Here is a 21,194-nt window from a genome sequence, read left to right as displayed (position 1 = left end):
CGACGGCACCGCCCGACCCTTCGTCCCCTTCTTGGCGGGTGACTGACATGGGATGAATCCGGCCCCGGAACCGGAGGATCCAATCTGCCCGAGGGCGCCGATCCGTCACAGGACCCTGATCCGCCAGAGACCGAACGGAGTTCGACCATGGAAAGCCAGAACAGCACGGACAGCGCCGCGGCGGCACGCCGAGCGTGGTTCGGCAAGTTGCCCGAGCGTATCCGCCATGAGGACATGGCCGAGCCGAAGACGGCTACGCCGAACGACCCGACGCGGTACGCCTACGAAGCCGAGAGATCGTGGATGTCCCTCTCCTGCCTCGTCGCCGACCTGGGCCTTTGAGTCGGAGTGGCCGATGGGTCGTCGCTTCGGCAGATGACGGACCTTGCCCGGCGCAGCAGTCACCTGTCAGAATGGTGATGTGAACCTCGACCATGCTTTCGTGTGCGGAAACCCGGCACTCGACTTCGCCGCAACGCTCCGAGCGCGCCGTTCGGTGCGCTTCGAGATGTTCACGACGCCGGACAGGCTGAACGCGTGGTACGTGGAGTCCGGCATCGTCGATGCGGTCTCCCCCAGTCAGGAGGCCGACGTCGAGCAGGCGACGACCGTACGGGAAGCCATTTACGAGCTGGTTACCGCCCGTCGGCTCGCGGAGGACTACGACGGGGCGGCGCTGACCGTGCTGAACAACGCGGCACGCAAGCCGCCCGCGGTGCCGCAGCTCACTCCGTCGGGGCGATGGACGCAGGCAACGCCGGAAGAAGCCCTTTCCATGGTGGCGCGCCACGCCGTCGAGCTCCTGAGCGGGCCGGACGTGCCCCTGCTCAAGGAGTGCGACAACCCGGAGTGCACCCGCACCTACATCGACCGCTCTCGGGGCAAGCGCCGGCAGTGGTGCGGGATGGAGTCCTGCGGCAACAAGATCAAGGCAGCCGCGTACCGCGCCCGCAAGAAGACCGCGCCCGCGGCGGCCCACTGACCCTGCCCGCGCCGCCGGTCATGGCGACGGCCCGAGGCCGTCAGGTCCGTACCGGCTCGCCTGCCGTCGCGCGGAGGTGTTCGATGCCGGTGTCGAGCGCGCCGAGGGGCCCACGTCATCGTGTCCGGGCGCAATCGGGAACGGGGTGCACAGGTCGTCGAAGGGATCCGCGCATCCGGCGGCCGGGCCGGGTCTCTGACCTGGGCCTTAGTCATGGAGCGGGTGACGAGAATCGAGCTCGCTCTCTCAGCTTGGGAAGGTACTGCGCTTGGGCCGGCTCCGCGGTCCTGACCGGCGATCGGATGCGCGTGAACGCAGGGCGTGCCGACGAAGGCGGATTGCGCGGCGTGGCCGCGCGTCGAGCTGTGAGGCCCGGTCAGCCGGAGGCCGGGGTGCCGTCGGCCGCGTCGGTGGAGCGCAGCAGGCGCAGGAACGCCTTCACGCCCGCGATGATTTCCTGGTTGTCGGTGAGGCGGTTCACCGTGGACTCGAACTCCCTGCCCAGCGCGGCGATCCTGCGGTCCGCCTCCTCGGTCCGCTCGTACGTGCTCATGGCCAGCGCGTCCACGGTGCGGCGCAGTTCGGCGAGGGCTCGGTACTGTTCCTCCGCCTTCTCCTCCAGGACCCGCGTCCCGGCCTCGGCGCGGTTCAGCCGGGCCTGTAGCTCAACGACGTCGTCCCGCGGATACGTGACGTCCTTCAGGAGGGTGCCCAGGCGCCGCCGGAGCTGGCCGAAGTAAGCGCCGGCCGGACGGAAGAAGGTGCTCAGCAGGAAGAACGCGGCGAACCAGTAACCCGTGAACTCGCCCGTCGCCCAGGTGACCGCGAAGACAACCGCCGCCGTCAGGACGTGACCCGCGACCGCCGCCCGGAGCATCGTGCGGGCGATGCGCGCGGCCTCGGCATCCCGGGCCGGGGAGACCTTCATGCCCTTCTCACGGCTGACCGCGATCTCGGCGAGCACCGCATGCGCGCGGAAGTACAGGTTCCAGGGCAGCGTGAGCAGGAGCAGCAGCCACAGAAGGCTCAGCACGCCCGCCCCGACGGCGAATACCACCGCGGGCGGCGCCCCCGCCACGTATGCGAAGACCAATGCTGCGGCCGCCGCCACGACAGCTACGACCGCCCCCAGAAATCTGCCCATGCCCCCGCTCCCGTCTGTACGCCGACACAGCCCATCGTCCCCGGCCCGGTGCGGGTCGGCATGAGTAGGCGTACTCAGTGGAGCGTGCGGCGCGGCACCGCAAGTCCCCTGTTCCGCCCGGGGGCGCCTCCCGGACACGGAGGAGGGTGCACCGCTGGTCATACCGTTGCGAGATCTCGCGAATTTTCGGCAGCGGCCGGTGATGCGCTGTCAGCATGTACCGCTCGGCGCTCCCATTCACGCAGTCTGACCTGCGAGTTTGCGGGCCGGTGCCCTTGAATGGGTCCCGCGGCGCTGCTACGGTCCGCGTTTTCGCGGCCGCTTGATCCGGCCTGCCGCGCTGTCACCCGTACACCTGGTGTGCGGTCACCGGGCCCGTGGCGGCCTCCTCGGCATCCAGCACGTCGCGTAGCCTCGCGCGCACTGCAGCGTGATCAAATGGGGCATGGCATCGTCCTGGACTGGTAAACGGGTACGCCTACGCGCTATCGAGCCCGACGACTGGACAGCGTTCATGCGCTTCGCCGACGATGACGGGCAGCGAGGGAACCGGCTGGATCTACCGCGGTCCGCCGAGAGCTACCGTGCCTGGGCGAAGGAACAAGCCGTTGCCAAGTACGATGACGACCGCTTCCGGTTGGCAGTCGAATCGACGGCCACGGGAGCGCTGGTTGGCACAGTCGGCTCACATCGCACCGGCCCTCGTTCAGGCTGGTTCGAGTTCGATATCGCGATCGGCTCTGACCACCGGCGCAAGGGCTACGCGGCAGAAGCCGTAATGCTGCTGCTGCGCTTCATGTTTGCCGAGCGGCGCTATCACAAATGCCTGGCAGCGATCTTCGCCCACAACGAGGCATCGCTGGCACTTACCCGTCGGCTCGGCTTCACCGAGGAGGGGCGCTTGCGGGAACACGTTTTCTTCGCCGGCCGGCACCACGACCTCGTCATGATGGGCATGCTCGCCAACGAGTTCGACCAGCGACACACGATGAGAGAACCATGAGCTGGTCATCCCAGCGTGTGCGGAACGGCACTCGAACTTGATCAACGTTCGCTGTTCGCGGGTGGAGGCGGCCTGTCACTGAAAGCAGGACTGCCCTCAGCTGAGCAAGGTGGCACGCAGGCGCAAGCCGACAGTTGCGAGACCTTCGAAGGTGGTGACCTGGTAGCTGGGTTCCGGTCCGGGCGGCTCGCTCAAGCGGTAGCGGCGGGCGGTCTGCGCAGTCAGGAGCGTCAGCATCGCCATGGCCAGAGCGGCTCCCTCGCAGCCATGCGGCCCGGTACCGAAGGAGAGGAAGGCCCCGGGTTTCGCCGGCGAGCCCGAATCATCGAGCCAGCGCTCGGGCTGGAACCGGTCCGGCTCGGGGTGTTCCCGTGCGTCGCGGTGGGCGGTGTAGGGGCACACGAGAACGGTGGACCCGGCGTCGATGGTGTAGTCGGCGAGCTGGGTCTGTCGCGTGGCGCGCCGGGTCAGTAGCCAGCTCGGGGGGTGCAGTCGGAGCACCTCGCGTACCAGTGCCTGGGTGTATTGCAGGCTGTCGAGGTGGGTGCTGGTCGTCGCGGCCGGGTCCGCGGGCAGCGAGGCGGCTTCGGCCGCGACGCGGTCCGCTGCCTGGGGGTGCCGGGCCAGGTGGAGCAGGATCCATCCGGCTGCCCGGGAAGGTGTCTCGAAGGTCGCGACGGTGATTCCGGGGAGAGTGTCGAGGATGGCCTCTTCTGGCAGTAGGCCGTAGCGGGAGGAGGACCGGAGCATCTGTCCCAGCATGTCGTCACCGAGCCGGCCCGATGAACGGCGCCGGCGGACGATGGGCCGCAAAGCGTTGGTGAAGGCGACTTGCTGCCGTGTGCGGAACCGCCGTGCCGGTGTGGGGATCCAGCGCGGCCATACCCAGCGCGAGGGGCGTACGAGCACCTCCCGGGCCAGGAAGAGCTGTGAGGCAAAGGGCAGCAGGGTGGGAGCGTCTTCGGAGAAGAGGTAGCGCACGCCGATCTCTGCCAGGGCGTGCCGGACCGGGGGCAGAATCTCGACGTCCTGGCCCGTGGGCCACTGGTCAGCAAATAGAGCGGCCCTGGGCGCAATCTCACCGATCCGGGCTGCAACCGCCTGCGGGCGTAGTCCGCGCATGCGGGCGGCGTGAGCGTGCGCACGCTCCTCAGACGTCGGTGCTCCGCTCGACCGCTTCAACGGCGGGAAGAGAGGCGAGGATGCCTTGGGGAAGTCCTGCGCGCGGCGCAGGACTTCTTCACACGGCCCGGCCGTAGCGGCTACGTAGACACCCGACTCCAGCTGCCAGACGTCCCCGCACTCGTCAGCGCCACGGCGCGCTAGTGCTAGCCGGTCGTGGCTCCAGGCCGCGAAGCTGCCTTCGGGCAACCGCGGCGGCTCATTCATTCGGCCCATGAGATCGTCACTGACTCTCGTACTTTGCCGACTGTCCAGGCCGATATCGTCGGCAGCGTGGCTGGGAGCCGGTGGGCGCCCGGGGGCGCCCGCCGGCAGTGCGGTCAGACCCGGTCGTCGCCGGCGTACGCATCCCATTCGTGGGCCCCGTACGCACCGTACTGGCGGGTGAAGGACAGCTTGCCGAGCAGCTTGGCGATCATGATCCACTCCTCTCGCCTGTTTGAGCCCTCTCAGCCGAGGGTTCAACAAAGAAATTCCCACAAGCACCAAGTGCCACACAGGCCATATTGTCACACATGCCACATATGTCACATTCCGGGCATCGGCCGCGGCGGGGTTGAGGTGACCGGCGCCACCACACCTCGCGGCCGGGGGCGGCACTGACCTCCAGCACGGACCGATGCGTCGTGAGCAGGGCTGGACGAGTGGTTCCGTTTGCAGGGTTCACGGACGCGGGGAGGGTGTCCAACATCGGGTTGTGACGCCCGAGTTAGACACCCTCTTGACCGCACTGTACGTGCACGTCGATGACCATCTGAAGACCCCGCGGTGGCGGGGGCGACCGCCCCGGCTGACCGACGCGGAACTGGTCACCCTGGCCGTGGCCCAGGTGATGCCGGGCTATCACTGCGAGGCCCGCTGGCTGCAGGCCCGGCCGGTGGGCTGCGCGCCACGCGGTGCCGGGGTGATCAGTCCTGATGACCACCGGGTCGTGCCGGCGCCGGAATGGCCGCGGTGTCGAAGTCGCCCGCAACGATCCGGGCGGCCAGCTCCGACAGACGCAGGTGATGGGCGCGTGCGTACGAGCGGAAGGCGGCGAAGGCGTCGTCGACGGAGGCGTTCCAGCGCTCGGCCAGCACGCCCTTGACCTGCTCGACCAGGATGCGGCTGGTCAGGGCGGTCTCCCAGCTGGCTGTTCTCGACGTGCGACTGTTCCAGCGTGCGCTGCTGCAGGATTGCGATGGTCGCCATGTCGGCCAGCGCCTGGGCGAGCGCGATGTCGTCCTCGCCGAGCGGCTGCGGTGTGCGCTGGAAGAGGTTGAGCGCACCGACGACCCGGTTGCGCAGACGCAGCGGCAGCGCGTGCGTGACCGCGTAGCCCGTCTCGCGGGCCCGTACAGCGACGCGGGACCAGCCCGCCGTTGTCCCCGGACAGCTCAGGCCGATGTTCGTCCGGGCCGTACCGGTGCGGTAGCACTCCACGCTCGGGCCCTGGTCGTGCTGGAGCGCGAACAGCTCCAGGAGCCTGGTGTGCTCGTCCGAGGCGGCGATGACCTGCAACTCGTCGTGCGCGTCGACGAGCAGGATCCCGGCCGCCGAGACGTCCAGCAGCTCGACACAGCGCGTGGACAGCCGTTGCAGCAGGTCGATGACGTCGAAATCCTCGACCAGGGAGTCCGCGACCTCCACGAAGATCTCGGCCAGACGTCTTTCGCGGGCCATGCCGATCATCCCTTTCCACCGTCGGGCGAATACGGCCCGCTCACATCGTCGTCGAAACGGAGCCTGCGGGCGACCACGTCCTCCGCCACTTCCCCGAGGGGGCGCTCGCTGCTGTAGGCGTGGGCCCGCAGGCGCAGGAGGGCCTCCTCCATGGGCGCCCCGAGCTGGACGCTGATTATTCCCGTGGCCTGGTGCACTGCCGCGCGGTTCAGCCCGGACGGCCGCTCCAGGAACGCGTCGAGCCCGGGACCGTCTCCGCTCCCACTCCGGCTTCCTCGCCGGTCCCCGTTCAGGATCGCGCCGGTCAGTGCGGCGGCCAGGGCCTGCGCGTCCGCCGACGGTTGCTCGCTCATCCTGCGGTCCGCGGCGCACAGCACGGTCAGTACGCCCACTCGGATCGCCCCGATGCCCAGCGGGAAGCAGCACACGCCGTGCACGCCCATCTCCTGCGCGGGCCCCAGCAGCGCGGGCCACCGGTCGGAGCGCACCCGGTCGAGGTCGGGCTCCAGGACGGGCGCTCCGGCGCTGACCGCGTCCGGCCCCGGGCCCTCGCCCACCGTGAACTGGAGTTCCTCGAACCGCGCGCTCACGTCGGGGTAGTGCCACAGCGGCTCCGCCGTCCGTCCGCTGCCCACGAGCAGCGACAGCGCGACACCGTCGGCGCCCAGCGCACGCGCGCACGCCCGCGCCGGGTCCCCGCCCCCGTCGAGGCGCAGCGACCGCAGGACATCGGCCATGCCGTCGCTGATCACCGGTATCCATTCCGCAGCGGCCGGCACAACTCGGGGCGAGGTGCTGTCCAGTTCCCGCCGCACACTACGCGGATCGGTCCGCCGGCGGGGGACGCTGCTCTCCACGGTCGGCGGGTACGCCCTGCCAGGCGTCCTGGGCGCTCGCGTACCGGGGGAACCGCTCCAGGAGGCCGCCGGCCAGGAACACGAGACCCGTACCCGGCCGCGTGTAGACGACGCGCATCCACCCGAGCCGCTCGTGGCAGTCCTCCCATGCCGCGCACAGCGGCTCCAGGATGCTCCCGTCCACGAACGTCACACCGCTCAGATCGACGATGAGGAAGACGCGGCAGGTGCCGTGACGGACGCTCTCCAGGTCGTGGGCGAAGGCCGGGGCGGTCGTCAGGTCCAGCTCACCGCCGGCCCGCACCACGCGGCACTCGTCGAACAGGTCGGGATACGAGCCCATACGGCCCATCTCCTAGGTCTGCCGGGTGGCTTTCGCCTTGCGCAGAGCCTCTGTTGCGCGGAGCGGGACTGCACGGAGAGGACCGGGGTCACGGGCGGCCGCACGGCCAGCGTACCGCCGTGCGAGGCGGCCGGCGGTGCCGCTTCGGGTATGCACGGAGGTGTTGACCGGCGAGGCGGTATCCGACCGGTCCTGGCGGTCGTGGGGGTGGGATCCGATCGGGGAGAGGCGGTGCGAGTGAAGGCGCCGGGAGCCTCGGACCCTCCGAAGTCCCTTTCCCACCGGGCCGGGTACGGAAGTCCCTTTTCCCGCCGGACCGAGTACGGTGGGGATACCGAGGGCACGTCGTACGCCGGTGATCGGACCGGTCTCGTCCTCGGCTCACGACGACTCCGCGCAGCGCACCGCTTGGGCGGGTTCCGCCCTCTGACGGCCGAAGCCGTTCTCGTCCTTCCGCGGGGCCGTCACCCGACGCTGCTGTGCCCACGTACGGACGGCCCGAGACCCCGGCAGCACCGCCCGCATCGAGGCCGGGGAACCCCGTTTGCCGCCTGGTTCGACCGAACCGCTTTTCCCGCCCGGGGCTGTCCCTCCGGTCGCGGGGTACGACGGGACGGCATCGCGGCTGTCCGACGGACGGCCGCGATGCACCCTGCCGGTGAGCCTCCCGAAGGGAGTCCGTTCCGTCCTGCGGTCCGCCGCAACAGAGTCCCGGCACGCCCCGGGGCCGTGTCCCCAGACAGGAGCGCCTTCATGGCCGCCGTCCTTCAGCACCTTCCTTCCCCGCCCGTGGCACGCCTGCGGCTGGCGCCACACCGCGCCCTGCCGCGGCGCATCGACGGGGCGTGGTGGCCCCGCTCGCGCAACCTGCTGGTCGAACTCCCGCTGCTGATCGGCGCGTTGCCCCCTGTCTGGGGACAGATCACCGGCGTCACGGTGAACGCGGCGATGTGGTCGCCGTCGCCGGGACGGATACTCGTCGCCCACCACGTCGTACGACTGCGCAGGGAGTCCGGAACGCGGGACCGGCACACCATCAGCCTGTTCAGCCTGGGCCACAGCCGCTGGCACCTGCTGGTCGTGCCCCCGGAGTTGGCCGCGGCGGACGCCGAACACCTGATGGCAGCCACGGCGACCATCACCCGCTGACGGGAACCGGGTCACGGCCGCCCGCACCGCAGGAGCGGCTCGTCCCCGCCCGGCTGCCATGAGGGCGCTCGCGGTGAGCCGTCGGACCGGTGCCGCTCGTATACCGAGGCGGAGGTGTGCTGCCTGTCCGCCGACAGCTGATGGTGCCGCCCGTACGCGTGTGTCTGGCGGGGCGCTCGCGGCAACGCCCCCAAGAGCGTGTGTACATCGATGCTTCGCGGGGCTGTGCACACCCCGCCCGCGGGGCATACGCTCGGCCGAGTGAGGCTCCTTCGGGAGCCCAGTGTGCCCGCCACTCCACGAACGTCGGCTGCGCCGACCGGCTTCCCACCCGCGTCGTGGAGGAAACTGCGTGCCGCGTGCGAACTCCCGTGTCTCCTCCGGTTCTCGGGCCCGGTCGGCCCACCAGCTGTGCGGGGATGGGCGTAGCCATGCGTCACACCGGGTGATTGCGGTGCGAAATGCCCGGTGATGCGGTGCGAGACGCCCGGTGATCGGCCGCGCGAGCCGGGACCGGCTCCTTGCGGCCGCGCAGGAGTACGGTGGAGGCGGCGAGGACCTTTCGTATGCCGGTGTTCAAGCCGGTCTCGGCCTCGCGGTTCCACGACACCGGGTGCTTCGCGCTCGAGGCAGGTTCCGCCATATGACCGCCGAAGCCCCTCCGATGTCCGACTGCCCGTCGGACAGGCAAGAGGCCGACGGATCGTCAGCATCCGCTCCTGCCGAAATCCGGATCGGACCGCCGCTGTCCGGGTGCGCAGAGGTCCGGATCGTCTCCGCGTATCCGGAAGTGGCGCGACAAGTCGCCGATGCGCTCAGCTGGTTCTTCGCCTACGACGAAGGCCGCAGCTACCCGGCGGGCCCCGAAGGCAGGGACACGCACCTGCATCTGACCCTGGATCCGTCGCACTCCGTGCGCCCGTTCCGGCCTTGGAGCGAAACCAGCAGACGGCCGACCGACCGTACGCATCCGCACGAGGCCGTCTGACCGTCCCTCCGCAGCACGCCACCCGTCCGTGCAGGGGCAGCCCGTTACCCCGGCCGCGCCACCGGCACCGAGGTCAAGGAGCCCCACATGTTGCGCAGTTCCACCATGTCCACGGCCGAACCCCCTTCAGGGGTCGTGCCGTCGAGTGCTGCCCATCGGTCCGAGGGATACGACGGAGCGGGGCCGTTCCCCGCCGAGGAACCGGCCGCCCCGCGCGGCGCCGGCGAGCGGCTGTACGTGACCGTGACGGCAGTGATCGTCGTCGCCCCCTTCCTGGCGCTCGGTTTGACCGGCTGGTTGCTGTGGGGGAGTCTCATCCATCCCGCCGACATCCTGCTCGCCCTCGTCCTCTACACGGTCACCGGCCTCGGCGATGGGGGTCCCTCCCTGTTCGAGCGAAGCCGAGAACTTGGGGGAGGTCGGCTTCCATCGCGGGCTCACACACGGCGGATACCGTGCCGTCTGTCCCGTACGCATCGCGCTGGCGGTGGCCGGATCGATGAGCTTCCAGGGCGACGTCATCGGCTGGGTCGCCACCCACCGCCGCCACCACGCCTTCACCGACCGGCCTGGCGACCCGCACTCCCCGCACCGCTACGGCACGCACCTGCGCCAGTTGCGCGGGCTGCTGCACGCGCACGTCGGCTGCCTGTTCCGCAACGACCCGACGCCGCCGCCGTCATCCGCCTCCTCGAACGCCTTGGCTGGGTGTACGACGTGCGGTGGCCGGCCCCGGACCGCGTCGCCGCCCGCCGCGTGTGAACCCGGCCCACCCCTTCGTCTTCCGCACGGCAGTAGACAGGAGCCCTCATGACCGCCGCCCTGCAGCCCCCGCTCCCCTCGCATCCCCTCCTCCGTCTGCGTCTCGCGCCCCGCGGCGGCCTGCCGCACCATATCGACGGCGCGTGGTGGCCCCACTCGTACGACCTGCTCGCCGAACTCCCGCGGCTGCTCGCCGGGCTGCCGAGGACCTGGGGTCACATCAGCAGCGTCACGGTCAACGGGGCGACGTGGTCCGCGACCCCCGGCCGGATGCTCGTCTTCAACCAGGTCGTGCGCCTGCGCAGGTCCACCGCCGCGTCCGCCCCGCACACGGTCTGTCTGCTCGCCCCCAACCGGGGCAGGTGGGACCTGCTGGTCGTACCGCCCGACACCGCGCAGGACACCGCCGAGCCGCTTATGGCCGCCGCGGCGGGCGGTGACACCTGACCGGGCGGCGGTGCGCGGAGAGTACGGACCGTGGGCGGGAGCGCCAGAGGACCGGCGCCTGCCCCGCGTCCCAGGAGTGATCCGAAAGACAGGCCCTAGCGGCGAGCGTTCCGGCGCCGGGGGCGCAGTCGGCCCCGGCCGCCGTCCCGGTCGTCGCGCCGGGGACGGACCGTGGTGGGTTGGGTGACCAGTCCGGGACGTGGCCGTCCGACGGCTTGCCCGGGATGCTTCTGCTCGGTCGACGGGCTGCTGTACGACTCGGTCGACGGGCCGCCGTACGAGTGGAGAGCGATGCGCTCCGCGTGCTGTGCGTTGAGCCGGTGGATCACACGCGTTGCCGCAACGGTCAGGATCAGCAGGGCACTGAAGGCCACGCCGGTGACGATGGGGGTCACATCCCTGTGATCAGGCGGCTCGACCGGGCCACAGCGACCGGGTAGGACAAGGCGCCGCCCTCGTCCTCCCGGGTCTCCTCGGAATCCTGGTCCCGGTCGGCCACGGAGCTTCCGTGGAGGGCTTGTTCCGCTGCCATGAGCGCGCTCGCGGTCGTCAGAGGGCCGGCGCTCTCGCTCGCGGCAGCCATCAGTCGGGCGGCTGCCGGGGCGCTGGTCTCCGGTGGTATCACCAGCAGGTCCCAGAGTCCGGCGGTGTGGGACAGCAGCAGGATCTTGTGGGGGTCCAGCTCCCGCGTGAACCAACCGATCCTCACCACATGGCCGTTGACGGGGAGCCGGCGCGGGACGGCCGGCCAGTACCGAGGGTTGACGGCGATCCGGGTGATCCGTCCCCACAGGGGATCCAGCACATCGGCCAGAGCGGAGAGTTCGTGTGTCAGGTCCCGGGAGCGGGGCCACCAGGCGCCGTCCAGAAGCCCCTGGGAAGTACTCACGGGCTTCAGCGCGAGGCGAGCGGTCGGAACCCTGAAGGGCACGATCCGCAGCGGGGGTTGGTCGGTGGTCGCGGACATCGCGCGAACCTGTCTCCCGGCCGCTGCTCGTAGGCGGCGGCCCGGTGTCGTCACTCGCCGAGAACGGCACCGGCATGGAGGCCGGTGTGCGACATACTCTCGATGCCTTCACGCTACTCCCCCGGCACGTCCAACGGGCCCCGGCGAGGCACCGGTTCCCAACGCTGCCCAGCATGCCTGCGACGAGTGCCGCGCCACCCTCTGCGCCCGGGGCGCCTCAGACTTCGTCCGTCTGCCGACCGTCATTCTGCGAGGACTGACTGGTCTCCAGCCAGGACCGTGCCGGCTCTGCCGTGCGGGTGGTGTCCACGGTGAGGTGCAGGCGGGTCCCGCCACCGCGGCCCGCGGGGTAGCTGCGCTGCTCGGTGGCGGCGAAGCAACGACGGAGAGCCTCTGCGACCCGACGGGCGGACTCGGGGGACGCGGCAACGATGCGTACCTCGGCGTGCCCGGCAGAGGGAGTTTCCAGTGGCTCCATGGTGACCTCGTTCGTCAGGGGCCTCGTTCGTCAGGCCGATGTGGTGGTGGGCGTGAGCCCGTCGCTCCGGACCGACCGTCCCCCGGCAAGGCGAAGGCCGTACGGGGATCGGAGATCTTGGCGATGACCGCGGTCACGGTTCGACGGTCTCCACGTCCTCACATCCCGTGGGCGGGGCTCAGGGAGTCCGACCGGTTTTGAGGCGGACGGAGCGTCTTGAACGTTCCGGCCTTTTCACTCTACTGCGGCGTGCCCCGGCCGCAGGAGGAGTGAGGAGTACCGTGAAATGAGGAAGCCCCTGTGGTTTTCCCGGCAGCCGCACCACCATCGCCGTACGCGAGGGGTGTCCACCGAATTCCCGCAGACAGGCGAACGCCATGTCCGACTCCGAACCTCCGCGCGTGTCGAAGCTTCTGCCGGACGCCGTCCACGAGGCCGTCAAACCCGGGACAGCCTTGCTGCGTCTGGAGACGACACACGACCGTCAGGGAATTCTCGACGGTGCCTGGTGGCCGCGTTCCCGCGACATCCGTGCCGAGCTCCCCGGCCTGATCGCCGCGCTGACCGAACACCTCGGGCCGGTTACGCGGGTCGGTCTGGACTCCAGTGCCTGGGAAGAGATGCCGACGCGATTGATCATCGACGGCCGCGTCGTGCACCTCGACTTCTCTCCGGTCGGGGACGACACCGTCCTCATCACCCGGGGCGATCAGGACTACTTCTCCCTGTTGGTGGTCCCGCCGCACGCGACGCCCGACGCGGCACGCGCCGCGATGGCCAAAGCCGTCCGCGCCGACAACCTCACGCAGGCCGGACAGATCCTTATCGACACCGGCACCGGTCGCGTCGACACCCGCACCGGCACCGATCGAGCGCGTCCGATTGCCACGGAAGAGCCTCCCTGAGGCGGGGCACACCCCTCGTCACCGCGCACGGCGGCGGGACGGTACGTCGGCAGAGCTCACTTCTCGGTGCGATGCCACAGCCGGAGCCGCCACAGTCCGTTCCTCGCGGGGCGTGCCGCGGCGGTTCGGCCCGAACCTTCGACCGGCGGCCGGGACCGGCCGGAGGACAGGGTCGCGATGCGATCGTGGTGACTCGTGGTGAACAGCTGAATCGCGAGTACGCCCAGGGCGATCATCGCCAGGAGCGTGAGGACGGTCGCGAAGGTCTCCATGCCTGTCACATTCCTTCCGCCGGATTCGGCACCTGGCCGGTGACGGCCCCCGCGGGGCTGCGAGAGGGCGGGCGACGGGCCTCGTGCCCGCCTTCGGAGTCCCAGACCCTCTCCCGGTCCGAGTCCCAGTCGGCCTCGGCCGCGATCCGGAAGAAATCGGCCTCCTGGATCAGGCCGCTCGCAGTGAGAAGCCGCGACGGATCAGTGGCAGTGGTCATCAGCCGGGCAGCTGTGGCGGCACTCGTCTCCGGCGGTATCACCAGCAGGTCCCAGCGGCCTACGGTGTAGGAGAGCAGCAACAGCTTGTGCGGGTCCTGCTCGGCCTTGAACCAGCCGACCCGCACGACACGCCCGTGGACGGGCACCTTCCGCGGGACGACCGGCCAGAACGTGGGGTTCACCGTGACTCGGGTGATCCGCCCCCACAGCGGGTCGAGTACTGCGGTGAGCGCCGGCAGTTCCGCCGTCAGATCGCGGGAGTAGGGCCACCACGCACCGTCGATCAAGGACGAGGCGGTGCCGGCCGGCGCCAGCATCAGGCGGAGCGGCAACGAAGAAGAGGCCCGGTCGTCGACCGCCGGTTTGTCCAACATGGTTGCGATCATGACGCGGACCCTGCCCCGGACCAGTGTGAACCGGCCCGGTGTTGTGAATCGCCGAAAACGACACAAGCATCAAAGCCGGTGTACGAAGTGCCCTCGGTAGGTCCGAGGTTACTCCTGGCCAGTGCCCGGCGGACCGGTGCGAGGGCACGGGTTGAAGAACGGCACGGGTTGAAGAACTCGGGCACCGCTGCCGTCGTCAGCGGACGGGACGCCGCCCGGTACGCCGGGATCCTCGCACCGCGATGAAGGCCACATCGGCCACGACGAGCACGATGCCGATGGCCAGCAGATAGCCCAGGCCGTCCGCTGCCGCGCCGATGATTCCCAGTACGACGGCCACGAGGACGAGCAGCAGGAAGAGCACCATCACCCGAGCACCTCCTTGTGCTGCGTGTGGGCGGTCAGCGGCGCGCGAGTTGGCGTTCGCCGTTGACACCTGGTTGGTACGTCATGCTGTAGTGCCGGAAGATCGCTTCCTCCTGTTCGGCGGGCAGTACGTCGTCCGTCCCGATCGAAGGGGCCTTGCGTACCTGCCCCTTGGTGTACGAGACCTTGACGTAGCCCGGCCCGAGGACTGCCTCGTCGAGGGGGACGAAGACCAGTCGCTGGCGGCTGAGCAGGCCGGTCCTGACGGTGGCCATGGCGGGTTGGTCGGTGGCGGTGTCCACGTAGATCGCTTCGAGCATGCCGATCTTGCGCTGCTTCAGGTCAACCACGTCATGGTTGCGCCACTCGCGGATGTCGGCCGAACGGATCATGCCCTGCTCCTTGTCTGCGCGCGCCGCCGGTGGCACAACGGCCCCGGCGTATACACACCGGGGCCGCCCTTCCGGGTCATTGCACGTGAGAGTGCACTGGCCCACTTGTCATCGTAGAACCGAAGCACTCTTCCGGCATTGGGAATTTTTCGGGCAATATGGCCCCTGGGACCCCAGGGGCCCCAGGGGCCCCTGGGACCCCGGTGCGGCCTCGTCGCCTCAGCCGCGTTCCTCCTCCTCGGCCTCCATGCGCCGTATCCCCTGATGCGTCAACATGACCATCGCGGGTGTATTTCCCTGGGCCCAGTCGACGGTCATGAACCCTTCGCCCTCCAGATACCCGCAAGCCGCGGCCAGATCCTGCTCAGGGATCCGGAGGTCATCACGCAGCTTCGCCCCGGTGATGCCGAGGAGGCGATTGCCTTCCGTGGCCTCGTACAGGGCTTTCATGATCGCTTCGCGGTAATTCTTACGCTCGTGCAGTGTTGCCATGATCGCCGCCACTCGTGCCGGGCACCGACGAAGAGTCCATGGGACCTGAGCGACGGCACCTTGCCGCTCCTGCCGACGGCCGTCGCTGCTCTGCGGCCTGCCGGGCGGCGTCGGGGGACGTGGGAATGATGCACACCCACTACCCACGGTCAGGAGAAGGTCGTGCGTCACCCGTGGCCGCGTCACGGCGTCCGCGGAGGGGCCGGGCGATCCGGCAGACCCCGTCGGCACAGCATGGGAGCCGGTGTGTGAGGAACTCCCGGTGCTTCACTGTACTCCGGGCCGGTTCCTGAGAACCTGCCCATGACCAGCGGCTTCCTCGGGGACCAGGGCCTTGGGCCGCAGCGCCTGGGCGAGCCTGGTCGTGGGCGCCGCGGAGTGCCGTGGACTGAGGACGCGCCTCTGGTTTCCCGGCAGCGACACCGACGTCGCCTCGGGCGATCGGCGAACTGCCGAATCCCGCAGGCAGGCGATGACGATGCCCGACCCCGATCCGCCACCTGTGATGAAGCTGCTGCCGGACGCGATCCACCAGGCCGTCCAATCCGGGGCAGCCCTGTCAACAAAAGCGCGGGCACGAAGTCGCCGCTGGACAGGCGGATGCTGGCCGCCGCACCGCGCACCCGTCGTGAGCGTCTGGGGTTGCGGTATGGCGCTGCTGTACTGCAACCGCCCCGCAGCCCCCCCACTGAGACGGCGCACGCTTTCCAAGTCTGTTGGTGGGTAGCGGCCGAGTCCGTGCCGGGCAGTCAGTGCCACGACGTCGACACCGTGCTCGGGCAGGGCCTCATCGATGTAGTCGCACAGCTCCTCGCGTTCGCCGGTTGAGTACCGCGAGCAGTAAATGAAAAAGACCTGTCGGTCAAAGGGCATGGGTGGCCTTCTCCTTTCGGCGAGGGCCACCCCGAGGAATTACTTCTGCTGCGCGAGCCAGTCGGCGAACTTGGTCTCGGCGATGTGCGCGTCCGGCCCCGGGAGGAGCGTGTCCTCCTGGAGAGCGGCGCCCCAGTACGTCGCCTGCGGGTCGGTGAGGACCTTGCGGGGGTCGTTCTTAGCGGCGAGTCCCATGCGGATGAACTCCTCGAGCTCGAACGTCTCGGGGCCCGCGACCTCCACCACGCCGCCCACCGGGGCGCCGACCGAGGTGCGGCCGACGGCCGCGGCCACGTCGTCGGACACCATGGGCTGGATCTTCGCCGCGGGCAGGCGCACGGTGTCGCCGTCGGTCATCCCGTCGGCGAGCCCCTTCGCGAACTCGAAGAACTGGGTCGCGTGGACGATGGAGTAGGGGTTGCCGGACGTCTTGATCAGGTCCTCCTGGGCCTGCTTGGCCCGGAAGTAGCCGCTCCCCTGGAGGCGATCGGTGCCGACGACGGACAGCGCCACGTGGTGCGTCACGCCGGCGTCGGCCTCCGCCTTGAGGAGGTTGGTCGTGGAGGTACGGAAGAACTCCATGACCGCGTCGTCCTCGAACGAGGGGGAGTTGGACACGTCGACCACGACCTGCGCGCCCTGCAGGACGTCGGCCAGCCCCTCGCCCGTCAGCGTGTTGACGCCAGTGTTGGGTGCGGCCGCGACCGCCTCGTGCCCGTGCTCGCCCAGCCTGGCGACCACCTTCGAGCCGATGAGCCCGGTTCCACCGATTACTACGACCTTCATGACGGAATTCCTCTCGGAGTTATCCTGATCCAGTACCAGAAGAGACCGGGCAGTCGTTCTGCTTGTGACACGCGATGCGGAAAATCGAGGACAATTTCCTGCTGCCGCTCCCGCGATGGCCTATTCGGCGGGTTTCCCGTCGGTCGAGACCCAATGCCACGTACTACAGCCGGAGATCTTGAGGATCGGTGATGGGTGGGATCGGCTGGTGGTGGGCCCAGGGTCGTAGGCGGTCCGGAAGCGGGTCTCCGCGGCGTCGGTAGTGACTGACCAGGGCACGGGTCTGGTGGAGCCGACGCCATAACTCGCAGGCCAGGACGGTCTCCACGGGGTGGCGGGAGTTGAGGCGGGTGGCGGTCAGGCAGTGCCGGATGGTGTGGACCGATGGCCGCAGGAGCGGGCCGGGGATCAGCCGGCGATCTCGCTCTCGTCGAAGCTCGGGGCTTTTCCCTGATCGGTTCCGGGGTCTGGGGCCGGGACGCAGGCCCGGCCCCGCGTTCCGGCTCCGGTCCCGGGCCCCGGCTGCGCGAACCTTGGGTCTGCGCAGCCGAGCTCGATACGGTTCTGCAGAACCGTCAACCACCAACGAACTGGGCTTTACGGCTTGATGCCGAAGGGGCCGAGCTCGCCGGCGTCGATGCGCAGCGACTCGTACATCGTGAAGGCGTTGTCGTACGTGAAGACGTCCGCACCGCCGAGCAAGCCGATGTATTTCTCGATGATGGGGCGGGCCGCTTCCTCGGTGACGGCGTCGAAGTAGGTCTTGGTGATGGCCCAGCCGTTGCCGGTCGGACCGTACTTCTCGAAGTACGGCGTCGGGTCGACCGACGCCGAGGCGGCGCGGGTGCTGGCCATGAGGTCGTTGACGTACTGCTTCTGCAGGTCGCCGTCGGCCCGGACGCCGAGGCGGCCGAGGTGGCCGCCGACGAGGGTCGTCCAGGGGTACTTCATGGCGATGTCGTGGGCCTTGATCCAGGCGGGGATGTCCACTGAGACGGCGAGGTTCCTGAACGGCACCCAGCCCGGGTAGATCACGTCCACCACCATCAGGGTGGCGTAGGCCGGGGCGTAGATGAAGATGTTGTCGGGCGAGTGGTTCGCGCCGTGGTGCGCCAGCTCGAGGGTCTCTCCGCCGACGCGCAGGGTGTAGCGGTCGGTGAACGTCACAGACGGGGCCGGGCGGTTGACGTCGCCGTCGAGGCGCAGCAGGCGGCGGGTCTCCCCGTGGCCGACGATCGTCACGTCCTTGCCGAAGATGGAGGCGGCACCGATGTGGTCGGCGTGGGAGTGGGAGTAGACCAGGTGGGTCACCGTGCTGGGGCGGCCGTTGGCCTCGGTGACCTTGTCGATCGCGCGCTTCAGGTTGTGCCCGATGGTGGGCGGCGCGTCGACGAGCACGACGCCGTCCCGCGTGGTCAGGAACATGGCCTGGTAGCTGCCGTCCGTGACCCAGTAGAGGTTGCCCTTGATCTGGCCGACGAAGTAGCCGTCCTCGTTGAGCGCGGGACCGAAGGAGCCCGAGGGGACTGGTGCGTAGTCGGGCAGGCCGGCGGCCGGCCCGGCCGCAAAGGCGGTGCCAGGCAGCGTAGCGCCGAGCACGGCCGCGGCGGTGGGAACTGCGGCGGCGATCGACGCGCGCTTTAGGAACGTGCGGCGGTTGGTTCCGCTCGTCTCTGCGGACTCATCAGTCATGTTTTGTCCTTGTGAGCATGATTCACAGGTCATCGCCAGCATGTGCTGCGGCAATCGCTGTTTTAGGACTGACCGGCGACACTGGCGGGATGTGACAACCATGCTTTTGTTGACGACGACCTGATCAGCCGCAATCCGTGCCGGATCAAGGGGGCGGGGAAGGAGTCGGCCGCTGAACGCCGTATCGCCACCGTCGCCCAAGTCGACGCCCTCGCCGAAGCCGTCGGCATCCGCTGGCGTCTCATGGTCTACCTCGGGGCGTACGGTCCGATGCGGCCCGAGGAACTGGCCGGCCTCCGGCGCCGAGATGTCGACCTCGACGATCTCGTGATCCGTGTCCGTGTCCGTGTCCGTGTCCGTGTCGCCGAGCCTGAGCGCACCAACGGCAAGCGCGCTCCGGGTGCCACCAAATCCGAGGCGGGCGCTCGTTTGGTCGTCCTTCCCGTCTTCCTGGAGAAGGAGGTGAAACGCCATCTCGCCTGGTACGCGGAGAAGGGGCCTGACGGTCTCCTCTTCGTCGGCGAGAAGGGCGCGGCCTTCCGCCGGACCTCCTTCGGTCGGAAGTGGCGTCGCGCCCGTGCCGTTGCAGGCCTGCCGGACGGCTTCCGCTTCTACGACCTTCGTCACACCGGGCACACGCTCTCGACCCGCTCCGGTGCCACCCTCAAGGACACCATGGTCCGCGCCGGCCAGTCCTCCGAGAAGGCTGCGCTGATCTATCAGCACTCCGACGAGGAGCGGCAGCGTGATGTGGCGGCCGGGCTCGACGAGATGGTGCGCGCCGAGCGTGCGAAGCACCACAAGGACAACCCCGCGCACCACAACGAGGAGTCCACCGGAAGCTAGCCGAGAGCTAATGGTGCGGTTGTCGTGCGCGGGTCGCCCACCGGTCTAGACAACAAAGAACCCCCGGGTCAATGACCTGGAGGTTTCGCGTGGAGCGGGTGACGAGAATCGAACTCGCGCTCTCAGCTTGGGAAGCGACGGCGCTTGGACGGGCTGGATGGCTCTGACCAGCGCAGATACCTGGTTCTTGGGGCGGTCGTGTGGGTCGGATTGCACCGCTGTTGACCGTGGCTTTCCGTCCTTACGGGCACGCGGAGGGCACGGAACCTCGGAAGGGGAGAGGCTGGCGCTTCTGACGGTACAACTGCGCATGGTTGCCTCATACGGAGACGAGCTGTTGAAGTGACGTTGCAGCTGCATACGAGCGGCCCGGCTGGGGCATCGCGGAGGCACCGTCACAGAAGAAGGTACGTCCAGGTCTCACGGCGCCCGAAGCGCCCGCGCTGGTGTTGTCGTACGCGTTGATGTAGACGAGTCGGAACTTTGGTCTGCACTTGCCACTTGCGCTGTAGAGCGCCTCGTCACCGAGCAGTTGGTGGGCGGTCACCGAGAAGACGCAACCGGCGGAGCCGACGACCTTGCCGCTCTTGTCGAGGAAGTCGTATCTGATGTCATAGGCCATCGAGTGCGCCGCATGATTCCTGAGCCAGAAGGTGATTCCCGGCTCGCCGTCGGCTTCGCTGTGGGACTCGAACCCACAACCAATGGATTGAGAGTGGGATCGAATCCTTGATCGCGGGTGCTGGTTCATGCTGGGCGGTGCTGTCCTCGCAGGCCAGCGCCGTCCGGCATGGTTCTTGTTCCTACTTATGACGGGTGCTGCTCCGCCATCCGCTCACGCATCGCTCACGCGGGCGTTCTTACCTGCGGCGGAGCGGGCACGGGTGGGTCAGTAGCCAGTTGTGGTGAGCGTGCGGGACCGCTGTGAGCGGAGCGCTGTACGTCGGGGGCGGCCAGGTCTTCCGTGGTGCCGGCGATGATGGACGAACTGCCGGTGTTATCGGATGGGGCGGTGACGGGAGTGCTGGGACCGGCGCACGGCGGTGAGGCCCAGCGCGGCCACGAGGACCACGATGCCGATAATCAGCAGGTAGCTCAGCCCATCCGCTGCGACTCCGATGATTCCCAGCACAACGGCGACCAGAACGAGAAACAGCAAGAGAGCCATGATGCGAGCACCTCCCTTGGGTAGCTGAGCACCGGACGGTCAGCGGCGCGCGAGTTGCCGCTCGCCGCCTGCGCCCGTCTGGTAGGCCATGTCGTAGTGCTGGAAGATCGCTTCCTCTGACTCGGCAGGCAGGATGTCGTCCATGCCGACCGAGGGCGCCTTCTTCACCAGCGCCTTGGCGTAGGAGACCTTGACGTAGTCGGGTCCGAGGGTCGCCTCGTCGAGGGGTACGAAGGCCAGGTGGTGGCGGGTGGGGAGTCCGGTGCGGACCGTGGCCACTGCCGGTTCGTCGGTGGTGGTGTCCACGTAGATCGCTTCGAGCACGCCGATCTTGTGGCCCTTCGGGTCGAGGACGCTGCGGTTGCGCCACTCGCGGATGTCGGCTGAATGGATCATGGCCTGCCTCCTGAGCCGTTGATCCGGGCCGGTGCGGCCGCCGGCGCCCCTGCGGGAAGTCGCCGCCCGCTGCGGGGCCGGTAGGCCCTTGCCCTTCCAGGTTATCGAGGAACCTCTGCGTCGCGCCCTCGCGCGGTGACGGTACCGAGCGTAGTAGTCGACAGGCATGCCGATGAAGCCTCCCGGTGCCGCGGACCGTCGGTTGGCAGTCGTTGTTCCGTGAGGGAGCCGTGCTGCTTGACGCGCTCACTGAGTTCCCGTTCTGCCGCCTTGGTGTCGCCGTCGTGGTCGGCGACGGCACGGTCGTACTCGGGTCCGAAGCGGTGCTTCAGGCCGCGCCCACCGCCGTCCCGGATTCGTCCACGTCCGACGATGAGGACGGCGACCGCCGCGATGACGATCACGGCGATGATCACGATGGTGAGCATGGCTTCCTT

General features: G+C 69.0%; 29 protein-coding genes and 3 pseudogenes. 10 read left to right on the top strand and 22 right to left on the bottom strand.

Annotation, left to right across the window (positions count from 1 at the left end):
• Nucleotides 1-147 precede the first annotated feature (147 nt).
• Both C4B68_RS19090 and C4B68_RS19085 read left to right on the top strand, forming a co-directional pair.
• Complete coding sequence (locus tag C4B68_RS19090; RefSeq protein WP_099505884.1) at nt 148-342, top strand: hypothetical protein; 195 nt, start codon at nt 148-150, stop codon at nt 340-342.
• A gap of 79 nt (nt 343-421) precedes the next feature.
• Nucleotides 422-982: a CGNR zinc finger domain-containing protein gene (locus C4B68_RS19085; protein WP_099505885.1), complete on the top strand. Its 561-nt coding sequence runs from the start codon at nt 422-424 to the stop codon at nt 980-982.
• A gap of 376 nt (nt 983-1,358) precedes the next feature.
• Here C4B68_RS19085 and C4B68_RS19075 read toward each other — a convergent pair whose 3' ends face one another.
• The gene (locus C4B68_RS19075) at nt 1,359-2,126 is read right to left on the bottom strand and encodes a hypothetical protein (RefSeq protein ID WP_099505886.1); all 768 of its coding nucleotides are present in this window, start codon (nt 2,124-2,126) and stop codon (nt 1,359-1,361) included.
• A 445-nt stretch (nt 2,127-2,571) separates the two neighbouring features.
• On the opposite strand from C4B68_RS19075, the gene C4B68_RS19070 reads away from it, so the two are divergent.
• Nucleotides 2,572-3,129: a GNAT family N-acetyltransferase gene (locus C4B68_RS19070; RefSeq protein WP_099505887.1), complete on the top strand. Its 558-nt coding sequence runs from the start codon at nt 2,572-2,574 to the stop codon at nt 3,127-3,129.
• Between the two features lie 96 nt (nt 3,130-3,225).
• Here the strand turns inward: C4B68_RS19070 and C4B68_RS19065 are convergent, their stop codons facing one another.
• Nucleotides 3,226-4,518: a cytochrome P450 gene (locus tag C4B68_RS19065; RefSeq protein ID WP_099505888.1), complete on the bottom strand. Its 1,293-nt coding sequence runs from the start codon at nt 4,516-4,518 to the stop codon at nt 3,226-3,228.
• 490 nt (nt 4,519-5,008) lie between these two features.
• Here C4B68_RS19065 and C4B68_RS43325 point away from each other — a divergent pair.
• Nucleotides 5,009-5,179 (top strand): annotated as a pseudogene (locus C4B68_RS43325) (IS982 family transposase); the annotation flags it as partial.
• 40 nt (nt 5,180-5,219) lie between these two features.
• Here the strand turns inward: C4B68_RS43325 and C4B68_RS44415 are convergent.
• The 4 genes and pseudogenes from C4B68_RS44415 to C4B68_RS19045 all read right to left on the bottom strand — a co-directional run bounded on the left by C4B68_RS44415 (nt 5,220) and on the right by C4B68_RS19045 (nt 7,173).
• Nucleotides 5,220-5,390 carry an ANTAR domain-containing protein gene (locus C4B68_RS44415; RefSeq protein WP_338059750.1) on the bottom strand — a complete coding sequence of 57 codons (171 nt, stop codon included), beginning with the start codon at nt 5,388-5,390 and terminating at the stop codon, nt 5,220-5,222.
• A gap of 154 nt (nt 5,391-5,544) precedes the next feature.
• Nucleotides 5,545-5,973: pseudogene (locus C4B68_RS44410) on the bottom strand (GAF domain-containing protein); the annotation flags it as partial.
• 5 nt (nt 5,974-5,978) lie between these two features.
• On the bottom strand, nt 5,979-6,725 hold the full coding sequence (locus C4B68_RS19050) for an ANTAR domain-containing protein (protein WP_099505889.1): 747 nt from the start codon (nt 6,723-6,725) through the stop codon (nt 5,979-5,981).
• Between the two features lie 64 nt (nt 6,726-6,789).
• Nucleotides 6,790-7,173 (bottom strand): STAS domain-containing protein, encoded by a 384-nt coding sequence (locus tag C4B68_RS19045; protein WP_099505890.1) that lies wholly within the window; start codon nt 7,171-7,173, stop codon nt 6,790-6,792.
• Between the two features lie 753 nt (nt 7,174-7,926).
• Between C4B68_RS19045 and C4B68_RS19040 the strand changes: the two genes are divergently transcribed.
• Complete coding sequence (locus C4B68_RS19040) at nt 7,927-8,322, top strand: DUF5994 family protein (RefSeq protein WP_099505891.1); 396 nt, start codon at nt 7,927-7,929, stop codon at nt 8,320-8,322.
• Nucleotides 8,323-8,965: 643 nt separating this feature from the next.
• Nucleotides 8,966-9,310 carry a hypothetical protein gene (locus C4B68_RS19030; protein WP_240634408.1) on the top strand — a complete coding sequence of 115 codons (345 nt, stop codon included), beginning with the start codon at nt 8,966-8,968 and terminating at the stop codon, nt 9,308-9,310.
• Nucleotides 9,311-9,354: 44 nt separating this feature from the next.
• On the opposite strand, the gene C4B68_RS43320 is transcribed toward C4B68_RS19030, so the two are convergent.
• Nucleotides 9,355-9,627: a hypothetical protein gene (locus C4B68_RS43320; RefSeq protein ID WP_240634407.1), complete on the bottom strand. Its 273-nt coding sequence runs from the start codon at nt 9,625-9,627 to the stop codon at nt 9,355-9,357.
• A gap of 92 nt (nt 9,628-9,719) precedes the next feature.
• Between C4B68_RS43320 and C4B68_RS43315 the strand changes: the two genes are divergently transcribed.
• Both C4B68_RS43315 and C4B68_RS19020 read left to right on the top strand, forming a co-directional pair.
• Nucleotides 9,720-10,124, top strand: coding sequence for a hypothetical protein (locus C4B68_RS43315; RefSeq protein WP_240634406.1), 405 nt, complete (start codon nt 9,720-9,722; stop codon nt 10,122-10,124).
• Nucleotides 10,121-10,519, top strand: a complete 399-nt coding sequence (locus tag C4B68_RS19020) for a DUF5994 family protein (protein WP_099505893.1) — start codon at nt 10,121-10,123, stop codon at nt 10,517-10,519. The genes C4B68_RS43315 and C4B68_RS19020 overlap by 4 nt, the downstream gene beginning before the upstream one ends.
• Nucleotides 10,520-10,614: 95 nt before the next feature.
• On the opposite strand, the gene C4B68_RS19015 is transcribed toward C4B68_RS19020, so the two are convergent.
• From C4B68_RS19015 to C4B68_RS19005, 3 genes are all read right to left on the bottom strand, one after another.
• The gene (locus C4B68_RS19015) at nt 10,615-10,893 is read right to left on the bottom strand and encodes a hypothetical protein (protein WP_240634405.1); all 279 of its coding nucleotides are present in this window, start codon (nt 10,891-10,893) and stop codon (nt 10,615-10,617) included.
• 17 nt (nt 10,894-10,910) lie between these two features.
• Nucleotides 10,911-11,486 (bottom strand): DUF5994 family protein, encoded by a 576-nt coding sequence (locus C4B68_RS19010; RefSeq protein ID WP_206337084.1) that lies wholly within the window; start codon nt 11,484-11,486, stop codon nt 10,911-10,913.
• 217 nt (nt 11,487-11,703) lie between these two features.
• A complete protein-coding gene (locus tag C4B68_RS19005; protein ID WP_099505894.1) occupies nt 11,704-11,964 on the bottom strand; it encodes a hypothetical protein in 261 nt (86 codons plus the stop codon).
• A 377-nt stretch (nt 11,965-12,341) separates the two neighbouring features.
• Between C4B68_RS19005 and C4B68_RS19000 the strand changes: the two genes are divergently transcribed.
• Complete coding sequence (locus tag C4B68_RS19000) at nt 12,342-12,869, top strand: DUF5994 family protein (RefSeq protein WP_099505895.1); 528 nt, start codon at nt 12,342-12,344, stop codon at nt 12,867-12,869.
• A gap of 56 nt (nt 12,870-12,925) precedes the next feature.
• Here the strand turns inward: C4B68_RS19000 and C4B68_RS18995 are convergent, their stop codons facing one another.
• The 8 genes from C4B68_RS18995 to C4B68_RS18965 form a co-directional block, all read right to left on the bottom strand.
• On the bottom strand, nt 12,926-13,141 hold the full coding sequence (locus tag C4B68_RS18995; protein ID WP_099505896.1) for a hypothetical protein: 216 nt from the start codon (nt 13,139-13,141) through the stop codon (nt 12,926-12,928).
• 5 nt (nt 13,142-13,146) lie between these two features.
• A complete protein-coding gene (locus C4B68_RS18990) occupies nt 13,147-13,746 on the bottom strand; it encodes a DUF5994 family protein (protein WP_099505897.1) in 600 nt (199 codons plus the stop codon).
• 196 nt (nt 13,747-13,942) lie between these two features.
• Nucleotides 13,943-14,116 carry a hypothetical protein gene (locus C4B68_RS41945; protein ID WP_167458943.1) on the bottom strand — a complete coding sequence of 58 codons (174 nt, stop codon included), beginning with the start codon at nt 14,114-14,116 and terminating at the stop codon, nt 13,943-13,945.
• Nucleotides 14,117-14,147: 31 nt separating this feature from the next.
• A complete protein-coding gene (locus C4B68_RS18985; protein WP_099505898.1) occupies nt 14,148-14,504 on the bottom strand; it encodes a PRC-barrel domain-containing protein in 357 nt (118 codons plus the stop codon).
• Between the two features lie 219 nt (nt 14,505-14,723).
• A complete protein-coding gene (locus tag C4B68_RS18980) occupies nt 14,724-14,996 on the bottom strand; it encodes a hypothetical protein (protein ID WP_099505928.1) in 273 nt (90 codons plus the stop codon).
• Between the two features lie 267 nt (nt 14,997-15,263).
• Nucleotides 15,264-15,869 (bottom strand): hypothetical protein, encoded by a 606-nt coding sequence (locus C4B68_RS18975; RefSeq protein WP_099505899.1) that lies wholly within the window; start codon nt 15,867-15,869, stop codon nt 15,264-15,266.
• Nucleotides 15,870-15,908: 39 nt separating this feature from the next.
• Complete coding sequence (locus C4B68_RS18970; RefSeq protein ID WP_099505900.1) at nt 15,909-16,655, bottom strand: SDR family oxidoreductase; 747 nt, start codon at nt 16,653-16,655, stop codon at nt 15,909-15,911.
• A 597-nt stretch (nt 16,656-17,252) separates the two neighbouring features.
• Nucleotides 17,253-18,347 (bottom strand): MBL fold metallo-hydrolase, encoded by a 1,095-nt coding sequence (locus tag C4B68_RS18965; RefSeq protein WP_099505901.1) that lies wholly within the window; start codon nt 18,345-18,347, stop codon nt 17,253-17,255.
• Between the two features lie 108 nt (nt 18,348-18,455).
• Between C4B68_RS18965 and C4B68_RS18960 the strand changes: the two are divergent.
• Nucleotides 18,456-19,193, top strand: a pseudogene (locus tag C4B68_RS18960) (tyrosine-type recombinase/integrase); the annotation flags it as partial.
• A gap of 319 nt (nt 19,194-19,512) precedes the next feature.
• Here the strand turns inward: C4B68_RS18960 and C4B68_RS18955 are convergent.
• The 4 genes from C4B68_RS18955 to C4B68_RS18945 form a co-directional block, all read right to left on the bottom strand.
• Nucleotides 19,513-19,815 (bottom strand): hypothetical protein, encoded by a 303-nt coding sequence (locus tag C4B68_RS18955; protein WP_099505903.1) that lies wholly within the window; start codon nt 19,813-19,815, stop codon nt 19,513-19,515.
• A 375-nt stretch (nt 19,816-20,190) separates the two neighbouring features.
• The gene (locus C4B68_RS41940; RefSeq protein WP_167459110.1) at nt 20,191-20,361 is read right to left on the bottom strand and encodes a hypothetical protein; all 171 of its coding nucleotides are present in this window, start codon (nt 20,359-20,361) and stop codon (nt 20,191-20,193) included.
• A gap of 39 nt (nt 20,362-20,400) precedes the next feature.
• Nucleotides 20,401-20,757, bottom strand: a complete 357-nt coding sequence (locus tag C4B68_RS18950) for a PRC-barrel domain-containing protein (RefSeq protein ID WP_099505904.1) — start codon at nt 20,755-20,757, stop codon at nt 20,401-20,403.
• A gap of 101 nt (nt 20,758-20,858) precedes the next feature.
• The gene (locus tag C4B68_RS18945) at nt 20,859-21,185 is read right to left on the bottom strand and encodes a hypothetical protein (protein ID WP_099505905.1); all 327 of its coding nucleotides are present in this window, start codon (nt 21,183-21,185) and stop codon (nt 20,859-20,861) included.
• Between the last annotated feature and the right edge of the window lie 9 nt (nt 21,186-21,194).

The sequence above is a fragment of the Streptomyces dengpaensis genome (genome assembly GCF_002946835.1).
GTDB classification, from domain to species: domain Bacteria; phylum Actinomycetota; class Actinomycetes; order Streptomycetales; family Streptomycetaceae; genus Streptomyces; species Streptomyces dengpaensis.
This window is presented reverse-complemented; position numbering and strand designations above follow the sequence as displayed.